This is a genomic window from Alicyclobacillus fastidiosus (assembly GCF_026651875.1).
GTDB classification, from domain to species: Bacteria; Bacillota; Bacilli; order Alicyclobacillales; family Alicyclobacillaceae; genus Alicyclobacillus; species Alicyclobacillus fastidiosus.
Genome location: NZ_CP104067.1, coordinates 1,466,587 through 1,483,006, shown reverse-complemented (window position 1 = coordinate 1,483,006; position 16,420 = coordinate 1,466,587). Strand labels below are relative to the sequence as shown.

Annotated in this window: 12 protein-coding genes and 1 pseudogene; all 13 read right to left on the bottom strand. The window is 56.1% G+C overall.

The genetic code is table 11. The annotated features are described in order from the left end of the window. Nucleotides 1-41: 41 nt before the first annotated feature. The 13 genes and pseudogenes from araA to NZD89_RS07255 all read right to left on the bottom strand — a co-directional run bounded on the left by araA (nt 42) and on the right by NZD89_RS07255 (nt 16,220). Nucleotides 42-1,529: an L-arabinose isomerase gene (gene araA, locus NZD89_RS07315; protein ID WP_268007076.1), complete on the bottom strand. Its 1,488-nt coding sequence runs from the start codon at nt 1,527-1,529 to the stop codon at nt 42-44. Nucleotides 1,530-1,545: 16 nt separating this feature from the next. Further along, nucleotides 1,546-3,232 (bottom strand): annotated as a pseudogene (locus NZD89_RS07310) (ribulokinase). 689 nt (nt 3,233-3,921) lie between these two features. Continuing rightward, nucleotides 3,922-5,433 (bottom strand): arabinosylfuranosidase ArfA, encoded by a 1,512-nt coding sequence (gene arfA / locus NZD89_RS07305; RefSeq protein WP_284286261.1) that lies wholly within the window; start codon nt 5,431-5,433, stop codon nt 3,922-3,924. Nucleotides 5,434-6,089: 656 nt separating this feature from the next. Beyond that, nucleotides 6,090-7,295: a GntR family transcriptional regulator gene (locus NZD89_RS07300; RefSeq protein WP_268007075.1), complete on the bottom strand. Its 1,206-nt coding sequence runs from the start codon at nt 7,293-7,295 to the stop codon at nt 6,090-6,092. Between the two features lie 392 nt (nt 7,296-7,687). Then, nucleotides 7,688-8,749, bottom strand: coding sequence for a tartrate dehydrogenase (locus NZD89_RS07295; protein WP_268007074.1), 1,062 nt, complete (start codon nt 8,747-8,749; stop codon nt 7,688-7,690). A gap of 130 nt (nt 8,750-8,879) precedes the next feature. Then, a complete protein-coding gene (locus NZD89_RS07290) occupies nt 8,880-9,011 on the bottom strand; it encodes a hypothetical protein (RefSeq protein WP_268007073.1) in 132 nt (43 codons plus the stop codon). An 86-nt stretch (nt 9,012-9,097) separates the two neighbouring features. Continuing rightward, on the bottom strand, nt 9,098-9,376 hold the full coding sequence (locus tag NZD89_RS07285) for a hypothetical protein (RefSeq protein ID WP_268007072.1): 279 nt from the start codon (nt 9,374-9,376) through the stop codon (nt 9,098-9,100). Nucleotides 9,377-9,398: 22 nt separating this feature from the next. Then, a complete protein-coding gene (locus NZD89_RS07280; protein WP_268007071.1) occupies nt 9,399-10,538 on the bottom strand; it encodes a glycerate kinase in 1,140 nt (379 codons plus the stop codon). Nucleotides 10,539-10,668: 130 nt separating this feature from the next. Further along, entirely contained in the window at nt 10,669-11,478 is an 810-nt protein-coding gene (locus tag NZD89_RS07275) for a sugar phosphate isomerase/epimerase family protein (RefSeq protein ID WP_268007070.1), read from the bottom strand. Continuing rightward, nucleotides 11,478-12,638: a dihydrodipicolinate synthase family protein gene (locus tag NZD89_RS07270; protein ID WP_268007068.1), complete on the bottom strand. Its 1,161-nt coding sequence runs from the start codon at nt 12,636-12,638 to the stop codon at nt 11,478-11,480. The genes NZD89_RS07275 and NZD89_RS07270 overlap by 1 nt, the downstream gene beginning before the upstream one ends. Nucleotides 12,639-12,657: 19 nt before the next feature. Next, entirely contained in the window at nt 12,658-13,806 is a 1,149-nt protein-coding gene (locus tag NZD89_RS07265) for a Gfo/Idh/MocA family protein (protein ID WP_268007067.1), read from the bottom strand. Nucleotides 13,807-13,982: 176 nt separating this feature from the next. Beyond that, nucleotides 13,983-14,792 carry an AraC family transcriptional regulator gene (locus NZD89_RS07260; RefSeq protein WP_268007066.1) on the bottom strand — a complete coding sequence of 270 codons (810 nt, stop codon included), beginning with the start codon at nt 14,790-14,792 and terminating at the stop codon, nt 13,983-13,985. Between the two features lie 192 nt (nt 14,793-14,984). Next, on the bottom strand, nt 14,985-16,220 hold the full coding sequence (locus NZD89_RS07255) for an MFS transporter (protein WP_268007065.1): 1,236 nt from the start codon (nt 16,218-16,220) through the stop codon (nt 14,985-14,987). Between the last annotated feature and the right edge of the window lie 200 nt (nt 16,221-16,420).

The following is a 16,420-nucleotide window of genomic DNA, read 5'->3' as shown; positions in this document are numbered from 1 at the left end:
GAATCCCCCCTGAATTCCGTCGCGAAAAGGCCCCCCGCCGATCAACGCAAGCGCCAGGCGTACTCGTTCACAGCCAGTGAATTCCGCAGTGTGAGAACCGATGTATCCCGGTTGATGAGGACACACTCGATGCCTGTCATCTGGGCCCAGTCCACTAACTGCTCCGCCGTCACGTTGTACGAAAACACCGTATGGTGCGCTCCGCCCGCATATATCCAAGCTTCTGCCGAATCTCTAAGCGAAGGTTGTGGTTTCCAGAGCACTCGAGCGACTGGCAACTTGGGCAGAGATCTCTGTGATGTAACGGCGTCCACCTCATTGACGATCAAGCGGAAGCGCGTGCCGAGATCGACCAGCGATGCGACGACGGCGGGCCCACTTCGCCCGTCGAACACCAGGCGGGCAGGGTCTTTTTTGCCGCCTATCGAGAGCGGATGCACTTCGATACGAGGGCGCGACTGCGCGATTGTGGGGCACACTTCTAACATGTGCGCGCCTAAGATCAGCTCGTTTCCGGGTTCCATGTGGTAGGTATAATCCTCCATAAACGAGGTGCCTTCCATCCCGGCCATCACCTTCATCACCCTGGTCAACGCCGCCGTCTTCCAATCGCCTTCCCCACCAAAACCATAGCCGTCGGCCATCAGGCGCTGGACGGCAAGGCCTGGGAGTTGCTCAATGCCGTGCAGGTCCTCGAACGTCGTCGTAAACGCCCCGAACCCACCAGATTGGAGGAATGACCGAATCCCCAATTCGATCCGCCCCTGCTCGCGAATGGCCCCCCATTTCTGCGGGTCGTTTCGAACATCTGTGGAAATCTCGTACGTCTCTGTGTACAGCGCTAGGAGGTCGTCGAGGTCGCCGTTCGTGACGTCGTGGATACGTTCGGCTAAGTCACCTACACCGAACCCATTCACGGACCACCCAAACCGGACCTGTGCCTCCACCTTATCGCCGTCGGTAACGGCAACCTCACGCATGTTGTCGCCAAAGCGGGCCACTTTGAGTTGACGACCTTCCACGTACCCGGCGGCTGTCCTGGTCCAAGCCCCGACGCGTCGCTGCAACTCCTCGTCTGCCCAATGGCCGACGACCACTTTTCGTGCCACGCCCATGCGGGCGGCCAGAAAACCGTACTCCCTGTCGCCGTGCGCCGATTGATTCAGATTCATAAAATCCATGTCGATAGCGTCCCACGGGATGTCCCGGTTGAACTGCGTATGCAGATGCAACAGCGGTTTCTGGAGCGCATTGAGACCTGCAATCCACATTTTTGCGGGCGAAAACGTGTGCATCCAGGTGATGACGCCGGCACAGGACTCGTCTGCGTTCGCCTCCAGCATGACGCGGTGAATCGACTCGGAGGTGGTCACGACTGGCTTGTAGATCACGGGAAAGGGAATCGACTCGCACTGATCTAGTTCGTTCGCGATGACGCGGGACTGGTTCTCCACTTGACTGAGTGTTTCAGGGCCGTACAGATGCTGACTTCCTGTGACAAACCAAAACACGTTATTCCTCTCCACCATTCATCGTCCTCTCAGGCTATACCAATTGATTGAGCAACGCGTTGTTCAGCGAACGCACGCGGACTTGTTTCAGACGGTGCAGTAAATCTACGTTGTTTTCTCCTAAATATTCATGAAGTTCTCGATATATCTGATAGAGTCGGTCGTATGCTTCACGAGCGTCGGCATTGGGCTGATATGTCCTTTGAATCGGCGCCGCCAGGACAGCGCTGGCAGAATCGATAGAGTCGAATCCGCCCGCCTTTGCACCGGCCGCAACCGCCCCAAACATCGCCGCGCCCCGCGCGGGGATCTCCCTCGAATCGCGTACGACCACTGGCAAACCGCAAATGTCCGCGTAGATCTGCATCAGTAACGGGCTCTTTTGGGGGAGCCCACCACAAGCGACCAATTCATCGATGGCAATCCCGTGCTCCGTAAAGTTGTCGATGATGCGTCGCGTGCCGTACGCCGTCGCCTCGAGCAGTGCCCGATACACGTCGGCAGTGGATGTAGCGAGCGTCAAGCCAAAGATCATGCCTGACACATCAGCGTCCCCGAGAATACTGCGGTTCCCATTCCACCAATCGAAGGCGATGAGACCATTTTGACCTGGGGACAGGCGCGCCGCCTCTTCTTCCAGCACTTCATAAATGGAGACGCCGCGCTGCGACGCTTCGTCCACATACCCTTGCGGTACGCAAGCTTTCACAAACCATTCGAACATGTCACCGACGGCCGCTTGCCCGGCCTCATAGGCGTACAACCCTGGAAGTGCACCGCCTTTGACGACTCCAGTAATCCCTGGCAGGCGGACTTCCTCGTGGGATACCGTCAGGTGACAAATCGACGTCCCCATCACCATCACCAACGACCCAGGATGGCTCACACCGACACTGGGTACGGCCACCATCGCATCGACGTTGCCTACCGCGACCGCCACGTGTGTGCCCAATCCCAACTGTTCGGCCACGCTCTCCTTTAACCGCCCAGCCCTAGTTCCAAGCGGGTAGAATACGTCCCCTAGCTTTTCCAACGGATGAGCGAAGCCCGCGTTTACGGCTTGAAAGAAGTCCTTGGAGGGCAATCCGTCGTCCTCTGACCAGAGTGCTTTGTAGCCGGCCGTACACGAATTTCGGCGAAGATTTCCGGTCAGGTAAGACGATCCAGTCTGTCGCCTCGACAAACGCGTCACAGGCCTGGTACACGTCCGGATCATCTTCGAACACTTCAATCAACTTGGGAAAATACCATTCCGAAGAAATCCGCCCTCCGTACCGGGTGAGAAAATCTTCATTGCGCTCGCGCGCAAGGTCGTTCATTCTGTCTGCAATCGGCTGCGCCGCGTGATGCTTCCACAGTTTTGGCCACGCGTGCGGGTGCTCTGCCCACTCCACCATCGTGCAAAGAGGTTCCCCCGTCTGCGTTACGGGGAGCACCGTGCACGACGTGAAGTCGATGCCGATGCCAATCACGTCCCTGGGGGAAACGCCCGTCTCTGCCAATACAGCGGGGATGCCACGATGCAACACGTCCAAATAGTCCATCGGGTGTTGCAGTGCCCAATCAGGAGGTAATTTCTCACCCGTCGTCGGAAAAATTGTATCGATCACGCCATGTCCATAGGGAATGACAGCAACAGCCACCTCTGTGGCCTCATCTAAATTTAACAACACGACTCTTCCAGAGCCGGTACCATAGTCAACGCCAATCGAATAGGCCACCATTCTCCACCCCTTGCGAGCCGGGATTCGCCAAGCGCGAATCCACGTGAGCACTGTTCACTCAACTGAGCATTTTAATGATGTTTATCTTGCCGAAGTTCACATGCGTTCGTTCATCGCTTTGTTCATATCAACACTCAGAACAATTCAATAAGTCGGTTTTTAGAAAGTGCTTACATGGAAAGTGAACCGCCACGTCCCAAAGCGCAGGCCTGACCTCCGTCTCTCCTTAAATATTTGTACGGACATGCAGTTCGTCCGCACACCCTTACATCGCAATACATTTTAAGAATTTTGAATTAAGAATACCCTCCGTACATTTCAAAGTCAATATTTTTGTACGTACAAATGTACAGATAAGGGATAGGATTGACGGCAAAAAATCGATGTTTATGCCAGGTATACACAAGATTACGCTTTAAAATTACATACCTATTCTATTGCGTCCTAAAATATGATTGGAGACAAGGCATTTTTTGTTCGTACATTTTGTGATGACCATTCTGTCAATCCACAGCGGGGAGAGTGACATATGTAGTAAATGCGAGGTTGAAATGAAAGAACATATCCCGAGGTCCACAACAGTATCAGACATGACAAGTCCGCATAAAGGCCTTCAGGCACCTGATGCGGACTTGTTTCGCTGTACCAACCAGGGGCGCGACTGTATCGGCCTCGGTCAGCTCTGCTCACTTTTTGCGGAGTCGGATGACGTTCCAGGAAAGTTTCGGGAGTACACATTCCAGGCTGCCGTCGTTCGCCTTTGCACTTCCCCGATTGTGAGGAACCACGCGGTTGGGTTCGTCGTGCGTATTTCTAGCCTTGATATCTTCATGCTCAAGCACGATGTGCTCGACGACTTGGTATCCATCGAAACTGCGGACGTCGCATTCCAACTGAAGCGCATCCACCATGTCGCGATTGACCGCAAAAATGGTGAGTTCCTGTTTTTCCTCATTGAATACCGCAGTAGAATCCAGCACGGGAACGTCGGTAAAATCCTTTGAGTCGTACTTCGGCGAGGAGATCAGCGGATTCAATACCCGTCCTCGGCCATAGCGCGACGCATGGAGATAGGGGTAATAGATAGTTTGTTTCCAAGCACCTCCGCCAGCTGTCGTCATGATTGGGGCGATGACGTTGACCAGTTGGGCCAAGCAGGCAATTTTCACACGATCCGCGTGCTTCAATAAGGTGATCAACATACTTCCGACCACCAGGGCGTCTTCCATCGTATAGATATCCTCTAATTGAGGAGGCGCGATGGACCACGGTTCAATCTTCGTGTCGGCTTCGTTCGAATGAAACCAGACGTTCCATTCGTCAAAAGACAAGTTCACTGTCTTGTTACTTCTCTTCTTCGCCTTGATATAGTCACAGGTCGACACGACCGTGTGAATGAACTGCTCCATGTCCAAGGAACTAGCCAAGAAATTGGCCGTATCACCGTCGCGGTTCCCGTAGTACCGGTGAAGGGAAATGTAGTCGACGTGATCGTACGCATGGTCTAAGACAGTGGCTTCCCACTGCGGAAATGTAGGCATTTGCGTGCCAGAGCTCCCACAGAGGACCAAGTCAATGGAGGGATCGACCCACTTCATCACCTTGGCGGCTTCGAGTGCGACGCGACCGTACTCATCCGCAGTCTTGTGCCCGATCTGCCAGGGCCCATCCATCTCATTCCCAAGACACCACGTCTTGATTTTGTGCGGTTCACGATATCCGTGCGATACGCGCAGATCACTCCAATAGGTACCGGAGGGATGGTTGCAGTACTCGACGAGATTTCTCGCCGCATCGACCCCGCGCGTACCGAGGTTCACGGCCATCATGACTTCCGAATTGACCAATTTGGCCCAATCGGCAAACTCGTTGGTGCCAACCTGATTGGTTTCAATCGTCCTCCACGCCAATTCGAGGCGCCGTTTCCGCACCTCTTTCGGGCCTACCCCGTCCTCCCAGTTGTAACCGGACACGAAATTTCCACCTGGATAGCGAACAATCGGGACCTGTAATTCTTTAACCAGTTCGACGACGTCCATCCGAAACCCGTCTTCGTTGGCGAGCGGGTGGTCCGGTTCGTAAATGCCTTCGTAGACTGCGCGGCCCAGGTGTTCAATGAACGATCCATAAATTCGGTTATCGACTTCTGCAATTTGAAACTCTGGTTCCAACACCATTCTTGATTTTTTCATGGTCATCTGTTGTCTCCCATCCATCGAATTTTCGTAAGTTTGTCTATAACGCAATAGCGTGGCTAGCGCTGGGCGAATAATTGAACAGCGGGATGGCGATCACGGTCCCGGGAATCATCAAGGAGGCCATCACAGCGGTAAAGACTGTTCGCCACCCCCAACTGATTCAACTGTTCTTCCTCACGATTGAATTGGTAGGCACCCGAGATGTATGAACGAATTGTTTGAATATTTAAACGCACCCCAATAATGTCACTGCAATAGGACGATGTCAATATTCGTACATACAATTTTACAGAAAATTTTTACGAGAATTTGGTTTGTATGGGGCATCATCAGAAGATCGAACCTGTGCCGTTCGATTGTGTTGTACCGTCGATAGATATAGCAGCACCGTACACTTGCCCACCGTTGCGACGTCAGTTCAACCGCGTAACCAAGACACCGGGTCGCCAAAATGATCCAAGGCGTCCGCAGCGACGCAAAGGCGGGATTCCACCGACGGACCATATTTGTACGTACCATATGATATGAAGGGGAAAGCTGCAACCTGACGTGACACAGTCAGCTCCCTGACAGATGCCACGACAGCTTAGTTTGACTCGGCCGCCGGGGGGTGGTGGCTCGAGCGGTACCTGCTAGCGTGAACCCGCGGCTGAAGGTCAGCCTCGGTCCACGTGTGACGAAGCCACGGAGTCAGCCTCGACTTCTTTAGAGAATGCTTCAGGCGCGGGACGATTCGTGCGCAAATCCTTCAACGACGGCCGTGTAATCACTTCACAGTCCATGATGACGTCCCGAATTCTCTTTGGCTGCCCGCTGTGCACTTCAGAGATGACGTCGATGATCAAGTCGGCGACGGTGATGCCCATATTGAACTTAGGATGATCGACGGTGGTCAACTTGGGATCGCATAGGTGCGAGTACTGGGAGTTGTCGAAGCCGACGACGGAAATGTCTTCCGGCACCCCAATGCCGCTCGATTTCAGCGCTTCCATAAGCTTCATCGCCGTCTCGTCATTATAGCAAACGACAGCCGTCGGACGCTGTTCCACCGGCGTGGATTCAACCGTCTCGACATACGCGCGGACGACATCTGTCAGGTCCTCAGTGTTATAGCGCTTAATAAAGGCTGGGTGGATATCCACATTATTTTGGCCGAGCGTCCGCAGATATCCCCGCATGCGCAATTTTCCTTGAATGTCATCGTCCTTGAACAGCCCGCCGATGGCGTGATGACCAAAGTCGATCACGGTTTGGGTCAGGCGCGACACCGCCTCGACATCATCGATGCGCACGGTGGCGACGTCGAGTTCCATATAGGAGGCATGCAGCATAATCATCGGGGTCTTTTGTGCAATTAAGGTTAAATACATGTCTAAGTTCGGATTGTCGATCGCACTTTTCGTCGGTTCCACAATGAGTCCGGTCACATTGGTATCGATGATCCTCTGTAAGGCGCGGCGTTCCAAGTCAAAGTTGTTCTGTGTGTTCAGCAGGAGCAATGAATACCCAAGGGCACCGAGTTGGTATTCCAAACCGCGGATAATTTCCGGAAAAATATAGTCCGAGATATAGGTTGTGACCACACCGATGATCTTGTTCGGCCCCTGTACAACCGACGGCGTTGTAACCGGTTCCAGACTCCGCTCGGCGACAAAGGTTCCACGACCTTGGACCCGTGACAACAACTGTTCGCGCACCAAGTCTGCTAGCGCCTGCCGCACGGTCTGCCTGCTCACGTTGAACAACTCCGCCAATTCCAATTCCGTAGGCAATTGAGCGCCCGGGGGATAACGTCCCGTTTTCACCCACGAGACAACTTCTTCTTTCAATTGCATGTATTTCGGAGTCTGCTTTTGGGCCATGTCGATCACCCCCAAGGTCTATAGATTTTGATACGATAAGCAATTGTACGTACGAATGATTATAGACCATACAACCAAACATTAGCAAAGTATTTGCAATTTAACCTTGGAACAGGCGCGTCGACGAGTTCCTGGTGCATCTCTGCCAGTTTTCCGATGCGCCCGGCCGTCTTCATCGTTCAACTCGGACACGAAGTGTCCCCGATGTGCATCATAGACGACGAACCCTTGCCTCATTTCCCCCATTCTAATGTTACAGACATAACATTAGAACTCACTGCGAGTTCCCATTCACGCCGTGGAGGCCGGAATCCAGGGTGCCGCCGCGAAGCGGCCCGCAAGGGTCGAGGGAGCATGACGCTCCCTCTGTGCGATGAAACGGCCGCGCAAACTTAAGTCCGCCTCCGCAAATAGTCGATGATCGTGTTTGTGACCTCGGAAGTACTCGATACACCGCCGATATCACCCGTTTTGACACCCGCGGCGAGGGTCGCCTCCATCGCGTCCAAGACGAGATTTCCGAGCTCTTCATAGCCCATGAAATCGAGCATCATTTTACCGGTCCAGATTTGACCGAGTGGGTTGGCGAGCCCCTTCCCTGCGATATCGGGCGCCGACCCGTGAACCGGTTCAAACATCGATGGGTACGTTCGTTCGACGTTGAGGTTCGCCGCCGGCGCCACGCCGATACTTCCCATGATGGCCCCACCGAGATCCGTCAGGATGTCCCCAAACAGATTCGAGGCGACGATCACGTCGAACGCGTGTGGTTTCATCACCAAAAATGCCGCCAGTGCATCGATGTGGTGACTGATTGTCGCACATTCGGGATAGTCTTTGAGGACATCTCTAAATACTTCGTCCCAAAACGGCATGCTGTGAGAGATTCCGTTTGATTTCGTCGCGCTCGTGACGTGTTTGCGGCGTTTTTCGGCGAGTTGGAACGCGTATCGCATAACGCGCTCCGTTCCTTTGCGCGTAAACACGGCACTCTGAATGGCCATCTCGTCAGAGCCTTGATGAATGCGCCCGCCGATATCGGAATACTCGCCTTCCGAATTCTCGCGCACGACGACCAAATCAAACGCCGACGGGTTGCGCAGCGGCGATGTCAAACCATTGAGGAGTTTGGCAGGTCGCACGTTGACCGACTGTTGCATCTCGCGGCGGATTTTGATGAGCAGGCCCCAGAGCGAGACGTGATCCGGCACGAGATTTGGCATGCCCACTGCACCCAGGAAGATTTGATGAAATCCGCGCAGCGTGGCGATGCCATCGTCCGGCATCATCGTGCCGTGTTTGAGATAGTACTCGCAGTTCCATGGAAACGTCGTCCACTCAAACGACAATCCACCGTGAATATCCGCCGCCGCGTCGAGTACGCGCATCGCGGCAGGCACGACTTCCATTCCAATGCCGTCACCGGGGATGACGGCGATTTCGAACTTGTCCATGGTTGGACCCTCCAGTCTGGTTCTCGCTCTCCGATTTACCCTTCCAGATACCCGATGGCGGAACGACGTGCATAGGAAGCATCCCAACGACTGCACGCTTCATCGAGTCACGTTCAACCGACCATGCGAACTACACTCTTTTTCCTGGTTTGACGAACAGCATCGCGAGCATTCCGATGACCGACGCGACGGCAGATGCGACAAACATGGCATGATATCCGTCGGCAAAAACGAGAAAACCGATCAGGGTCGGCGCTGTCACGGTTGCATATTCGTGATAAAGTGCGTGACACCTCCAAAACTCCCCGTTTTTGCAGGCTCCGTGTCGATAGGTTTCACGTTTGGTAGTCATTGTAGGCTGGCGGTGATTTCCTGGATTTTCATCGCGAGGGGTTCAACGTCGGACCTGCTGCGCTTCCCTTCCAACGCCGCGATGACCAAAGGGGAGTTCGCCACAAATTTGGCGGTGTTCATCGCCTTATCCGTCAAATTTGTCCGCGTGGTGCGCATTTTCCGTTGCCCGATCAACAGCCCGGTGACGAGTAAACACACCAACACCACGATAGAGACGAACAACGTTAGGGTGACTCGGGGAGAGGGGCAGGCAGGGCCACCCGCCCTGCTCACCCGCGCGGCTCACCCGCGCGGCTCACCCCCGCATTCGACCTGCGAGAAACGCGCGAACGGCCGCATCCGCGGCTCTCGACAGCAGGATTCCGGTCGACTTCATCGCATCGCCGAGGCTGATTGGGCCTTGCGTGATGGAGAACAGCGCCGTAACGCCGTGCTCGTACAGGGCTGTCGCCTCCGCGGAGACGTTGCCGGACAGACAAAATACAGGCACACCGGCGGCCTTGGCGCGCTTTGCGATACCCATGACCGCCTTTCCGTTGGCGGTCTGCGCATCGGTGCTTCCTTCGCCGGTAATGACGAGGTCAGCGTCTGATAGGCGGGTATGAAAGGAGATGAGGTCAAGAATCAAGTCGATGCCGGGGAGCAATTTGGCCCCGAGCAATCCGACCAATGCAGCTCCCAGCCCGCCCGCGGCACCTGCACCTGGAATGTCGCGGATAGAGATATGTAAGTCGCGGTGAACGACTGAGTCAAAGCGGTCGAGGAAGGCGTCCAAGACCGGGATGAGGTCAGGCGTGACGCCTTTCTGCGGCCCATACACCGCCGTCGCACCACGCTCGCCACAGAGTGGATTGGCGACGTCGCACGCCACCCGAATCGAGGCATCCGCCAACTTTGGGTGCAAGTGCGACAGGTCAATCCGCCACAAACTGCGGCAAGCGTCCGGGGTGGGGGCGAGCTCGTGTCCACCCTCGTCGTAAAACCGCGCACCCAGGGCGTATAACATGCCCACTCCGCCATCGTTGGTGGCACTGCCGCCAAGGGCGACCACAAATGAGGTGCGCCCAGCGTCGAGCGCGTGACACAACAGTTCGCCGAGACCCTGTGTGTTTCCGCGCAGAACGTCCCTATCCTGTTGCGCTACCAAGGTGAGCCCAGCTGCCGACGCCACTTCGATGACGACGGTGCCGTCCGGGAGGACGCCGTAATCGGCGTCGATGGGGCGCCCCAGCGGATCGTGAACGGGAACCGTGACGACTTCGCCTCCTACGACGTCGAGTAGGCAATCGACGGTCCCCTCACCACCGTCTGCAATCGGCACGAGATGGACCTGCGCGTCGGGGCACGCGGCTACGACGCCCTCTGCAATCGACGCTGCGACATGCTGTGCGGACAATGACCCTTTGAACGAATCTGGCGCAATAACGACCCTCACACCCACGCATCTCCCTTCCGTCTGCCAAGGAAATTCACGGCCGAGTGCATCGGCGTGCGAGCGGCCGCAAGACCAAACTCGAGACGGCAATGGCCTGTCACAGCCCCCCCGCCGTTCCAACACGAGCACCCTAAACTTCCGTTTCAAACCGTTGTTTCATTTGTACCAAAATTTCATCATATGCGGTATCCCAGATTTTTTGGTTGAATATCTCGACCTCGACCGGACCATGATATCCAGCCGCTTCGACTGCGCGCCGAATCCGTGCGTTTTCCACGCAGCCGTCGCCCATCATGCCACGCGACATCATCGCGTTCTCGACTGGCGCCAGCCAATCGTTGACGTGGAAGCCAAAAATGTGCCCGGCGGATCTCGCAATTTCCTCATACAGCTTCGGATCCCACCAGACGTGATAGATGTCGATGACGACGCCGACCTGGCTTGACCCCAGCCGCAGGACGATGTCGTTCGCCTGACCGAGCGTGGAGATGACAGATCTGTCTGCCGCAAACACCGGGTGCAGCGGTTCGATACCGAGCTTCACACCGCGTTCAAGCGCGTACGGAACGAGCTGTTCGATTCCCTCCTCGACCATCGACCGGGCATCGTCGAGCGTACAATCCTCGGCCGGGCCACAGACGAGGACGAGGACATCCGTCCCAAGCTCTGCCGCCTCTTCGATGGCGCGGCGGTTGTCGTCGATGCGGGCCGCCCGCTCGAGCTTCGTGCCCGCCGCAAACATGCCACCCCGGCACAGTCCGGAAACCCGAAGCCCCGCGTCCTGGACGATGCGAGCGCTCGCCTGCAACCCAGTCTCTGCGACTTTGTGTCGCCAGAGGCCGATCCACTGGATACCTGCTCGTGCACAACCGTCGACCGCCTGTTGGACGGTCCATCCATTCGTCGTGATCTGATTTAAGCTGAGAAACCGAGTATCCATTACACCACGCCTCCAATCGCCAGGACGCGGCGCATGCGTTCCGAGGCGGCGTCCGGATCTGCCAAGAGCCCAGCCCGGTCTGCGAGGACGAACAGTTCCGACAGATGGACGAGCGAGCGCATGCTCTCTAGCCCCCCCACCATCCGGAAGTGGTCCTGGTGACCGTTCAAGTAGGCGAGAAACACGACGCCAGTCTTATAAAACCGCGTCGGTGCCTGGAAAATGTGCCGACTGAGCCCAACTGTCGGATCCATGATCTCCCGGAAGCGAGCCTCATCCCCCGCGTCCAATGCCCGCAGGGCCTGTGCAGCCGCCGGCGCGATGGCGTCGAAAATGCCCAACAGCGCGTGGCTGTACGCACCGTCCTCCCCCAAGATGAGCGTTGGGTAATTGAAGTCGTCCCCCGTGTACATCTTGACGCCATCTGGTAGCATGCGGCGCATCTGCACTTCTAAGTCCGCGTCGAGGAGCGAAATTTTGATGCCGTCGATATTCGCGGCGTGCCGGTGAATGACGTCTAGGCACACTTGCATGGCGGCCGCTACGTCGAGATGGCCCCAGTAGCCGGTGAGCGCGGGGTCGAACATGTCGCCGAGCCAGTGCAGGATTACAGGCTGAGAGACCTGCGAGAGGATAGCATCGTACACGGCCGCATAATCCTCTGGCGCCTTGGCGACGGCAGCCAGTGCCCGGCTGGCCATGAGGATGACGCGGCCGCCCGTCCCCTCGATGAACTCACACTGTTCCTCGTACGCTCGCTGCACGTCCTTTAGCGTGTGCGCAGCGCTCCCATCCAGTTGATCCGTCCCCGCCCCGCAGGCAATCGCTCCGCCGCACGCCCTCGCCTCGCGTACGGAGCGCGATATCAGTTCTTTCGTCGTCTCCCAGCCGAGGCCCATGCCGCGTTGCGCCGTATCCATCGCCTCCGCGACGGACAGGCCAAGTGACCAGAGGTGATGGCGAAACGCGAGTGTAGAATCCCAGTCCACTGCGGTGGCCGAGGAAGGATCGATATCGGCCAGCGGATCGGCTACCACGTGTGCAGCCGCGTAGGCGATTCGACGCGTGGCCGGCTGGCACGGCGCCGTCTCAATTGGCGTACCAACCATGCGGTACGCCTCGACGCCGCCAAAGGACCTAGGTAGCAGTAGAGTTTGCACATGTACCCCTCCTAGAATGTCAGTCGAGCGTCAGCGTCGGGACGTCTAACCAGCGGCGTTCTTCCCACGACTGCAAGCCGATTTGTGCCAGTTGCACGCCTTTGGCGCCTTCGAGGAGATCAAACTTGAACGGCGCGCCGAGGACGACGTGCTTCAAAAACATCTCCCACTGCACTTTGAACGCGTTGTCTGGCTCGTCGATGGTAGGCACGGTCACCCATTGGGCCGTGTAGTCGTTCTGGTCTGGTACATCCGGGTTCCAAACCGCTTTTGGCGTATGCGCCCGATGCTGTACTTTACAGTTGCGAAGCCCCGCCACCGCACTCCCTTCCGTTCCATCCACCTGCAGTTCGAACAACTCGCCTCTGTCGACCCGGACGCACCACGACGAATTGATGTGCGCTACGATGCCGCCCTCCAATTGAAACGTCGTATACGCGGCGTCGTCGGCCGTCGCGTCGTAGACTTCCCCATCCTCGTCGACGCGCTGTGGAATATGCGTGGCACCGTAGCAAGATACCGCTTTCACGTCGCCGAAAATGTTGCTGAGCACATAGCGCCAGTGGCAGAGCATGTCGACGATGATGCCGCCGCCCTCTTCCTTGCGGTAGTTCCAAGACGGTCTCTGGGCGGCCTCGTGCTCTCCTTCAAACACCCAGTACCCAAACTCTCCGCGAATCGAGAGAATGCGGCCAAAGAACCCCGTCTCGACGAGTTTCTGCAACTTCAAGAGGCCTGGTAGAAACAACTTGTCTTGCACCACGCCGTGTTTGACGCCCTTTTGATCCGCGAGTCGGGCGAGACTTAACGCCTCCTCAAGGTTGACGCCGGTCGGCTTCTCACAATAGATGTGCTTGCCCGCCTCGATTGCCGCCCGCACACCTTCGGCCCGGCGCAAGGTCGTCTGCGCGTCAAAGTAGATTTCATAATCCGGATTGGCCAGACACTCCTCGAGGTTCGTGCTCCACCGCAGAATGCCGTATTTATCAGCCAATGCGCGCAACTTGTGCTCATTTCTCCCAACCAAAATCGGATCCGGCATCAGTACCTCGCCATCCGGCAAGGCGAGGCCCCCCTGTTGACGAATCGCTGCAATTGAGCGCTCTAAGTGCTGATAGGTGCCCATTCTGCCTGTGACACCGTTCATGATGATCCCGATTTTTCGCATCTCCTAACCCCCTCCGAATCTTCCTCATCCCAGCGTTACGACGATTACAGAGATACGGTATCACGTGTCACAAAGGCAGGTCTTATCAGGCACAGAAATGATTCGCAAAACCGGAAGTGAGACTGAAGGCAGCGATGAAGTCAGCACCGGTGAACCCATCGTGGGCACGCGCGACGTCACGATGGCGCCTTTCGAAACTGTTGCGGCGACATTCCTACCTTGCGTTTGAACGCCCGATAAAACGTCGAAATCGTCTCAAACCCAACCTCGAAGCAAATCGAGATAATCTCCTTGTCCGTGCCAAGGAGCAGTGCCTTTGCGTGCTTCACCCGCACGTCGTTCAGATATTGAATCGGGGTAATGTGAAACTGCTCCTTGAAGATGGCGTTCATGTGCCGCGAGGTAATCTTCAGGCGGCCCGCGAGATCCTCCGCGGATAACCGGCGGTAGTAGTGCGCCTCGATATAGTGGCGCAACACGTTCGCTCGATGTGCATTTGAGTCGCGAAAATGCTCGACTTCAAAAGATCTCGTGAGCGTCAACAGCACGTGCAGCAAGTGCCCGCGAATCGCCAAATCGGAAAAGCTGCCTTGTAAACTCTGCTCGTAAAGGATTTTCCGAAACGAGTCGCGCAGTTCATTCGCGGACATCGAGTCCAGCATGTGATATTTCGACGTTCGAAACGCCGTGGAGAACAGTTCCTTGGTGCCAGTGAGATCTTCGAGGAAGTCACCAAATGCTAAGACCAGGAGAGTCATGCGCGAGCGGGCGTAGACCGCGTGTTCCGTGTACGGGGCAATCAGCACCATCTGGTCATTCGTGACTTCATACGGCTGGTTATGAAGCGTAATGATGCCATCGCCGCTCAGGATGTACAGAATTTGATAGATTGTGTGGTGATGCGGGGTGACGACCTCGCCCTGCAAATGCTTACTCTCATACAGTAGTATTCCACTTTTCGCCAACGGCACATCGCGGAGTCCCATTTGCTGTCATCCCATCTTGATTTGGTTGTCACCGTAAACACTTAGACACGACACACGATCCTCCTTTGCACAAAAACAGGATACACCGAGATGCGTCCTCTCTGTGTATCCTTCGAGCCACAGCAATCACTTGTCTCCTGTGATGTTCCCGAACTCGTGAAGCGACGCCACCGCGTCGGCTTCTCGCGACCATCAGCGCGCCGGTGTGTCTGCGGAATGTCCCACGTGATCCGACGACTTGGCGCTGCGCAACACCCCGGTAAACAAAAGTGCCAAGCAACTGATCAATTGCAGCACAGCGGCTAAAATCCAGACGGTCGACATGGCCACGTTCTCCTGCAAAAATCCTGCGAGGGCCGGTGTGATAGCGCCGGCCAGCATCCCGACGTTCATGACGAACCCAATCGCCGAACCCGCAACGCCCTCAGGTACCACCTGCGAAGCGATGGAGAGCACCACCGGCGTGATGGGGTAACCAAAGAAGCCGAGCAGGAGCACCACAATCACCAACAGCCACGTCGGCAATCCAACGACCATCAACGCCATCATCACGGCCGTGAGAATCGAGATCCACACAAGCACGACTTTACGTCGCCCGATGGCCCCTTTGTCACAGTAGCGGCCAATCAAAATGCCACCCAGGGCCCCGGACAACCCCATGAGGCTGGCAATCGTGCCGCCCGTCGTCAAGCTCATGTGCTTCTGTGCCTCCATGAACGTTGGAGCCCACAAGAGCACAATCCACCAACCAGACATCAGCAACAGATAGAAGACGCCGAGCGCCACGACCGTCGGCTGACGAAAGATCTCGCGGATAGGAACACCCTCTGTGAGTTGTACTTTCGCGCTGTTTGCGGTCTTTCCCGCCCCATCGCTGCGCACGAGTACACCGTAGAGCACGGCGACGATGGCCCCGAGGACAAACGCCACGATGAACACAGGGCGCCAACCGTCATGTGAGCCAATCAGGGCGCCCAACCAGGTCCCCAAAAATCCACCGATCGGATATCCGGACCAGTAAATCGACATCACCGTGGTGCGCTGTTTCGCGGTGGAGACCAATGTGATTTCCTGCGAGGCGGCCGGCCAGAACAGCCCTTCGCCAAGGCCGGTGATAATCCGATACACCAACATCGTTCCAAACCCAGTGGCGAGACCCGTCGCCCCCGTCGCAAGTGAAAAAAGAGACAATCCCCAAATGAGTACCGTCTTGCCGGTGAACTTATCAGACAAAATCCCGCCGATGAACAGAAGTACGACAAATCCATAAAAGAACGAGCTCATCATAAGCCCCGAGGTGCCCTTTGTCATGTGGAATTGCTTCGCGATGAGGCCGACAGATGACGACATCACCATACGATCCACCGAATACACCATATACCCCAGACCACACAGTATGGTCACGATAATCAATCGGCGACGATCCAACCCCCAAACCCCCATCCATCGACGTATCTCCCACTGCGGGGAATGGTCACGCAATGCATGTTCATCCAAGCCGCCTGATCTGTGATGCCGAATAAAATATGGAAGCCCTTTCACGCGGCATTGCAGAACATTCATCTATGTGACGGATTCAAAGATAACGTTTACTACGGCTGTTGAAATTTGACCATCCCCTTTGTGAG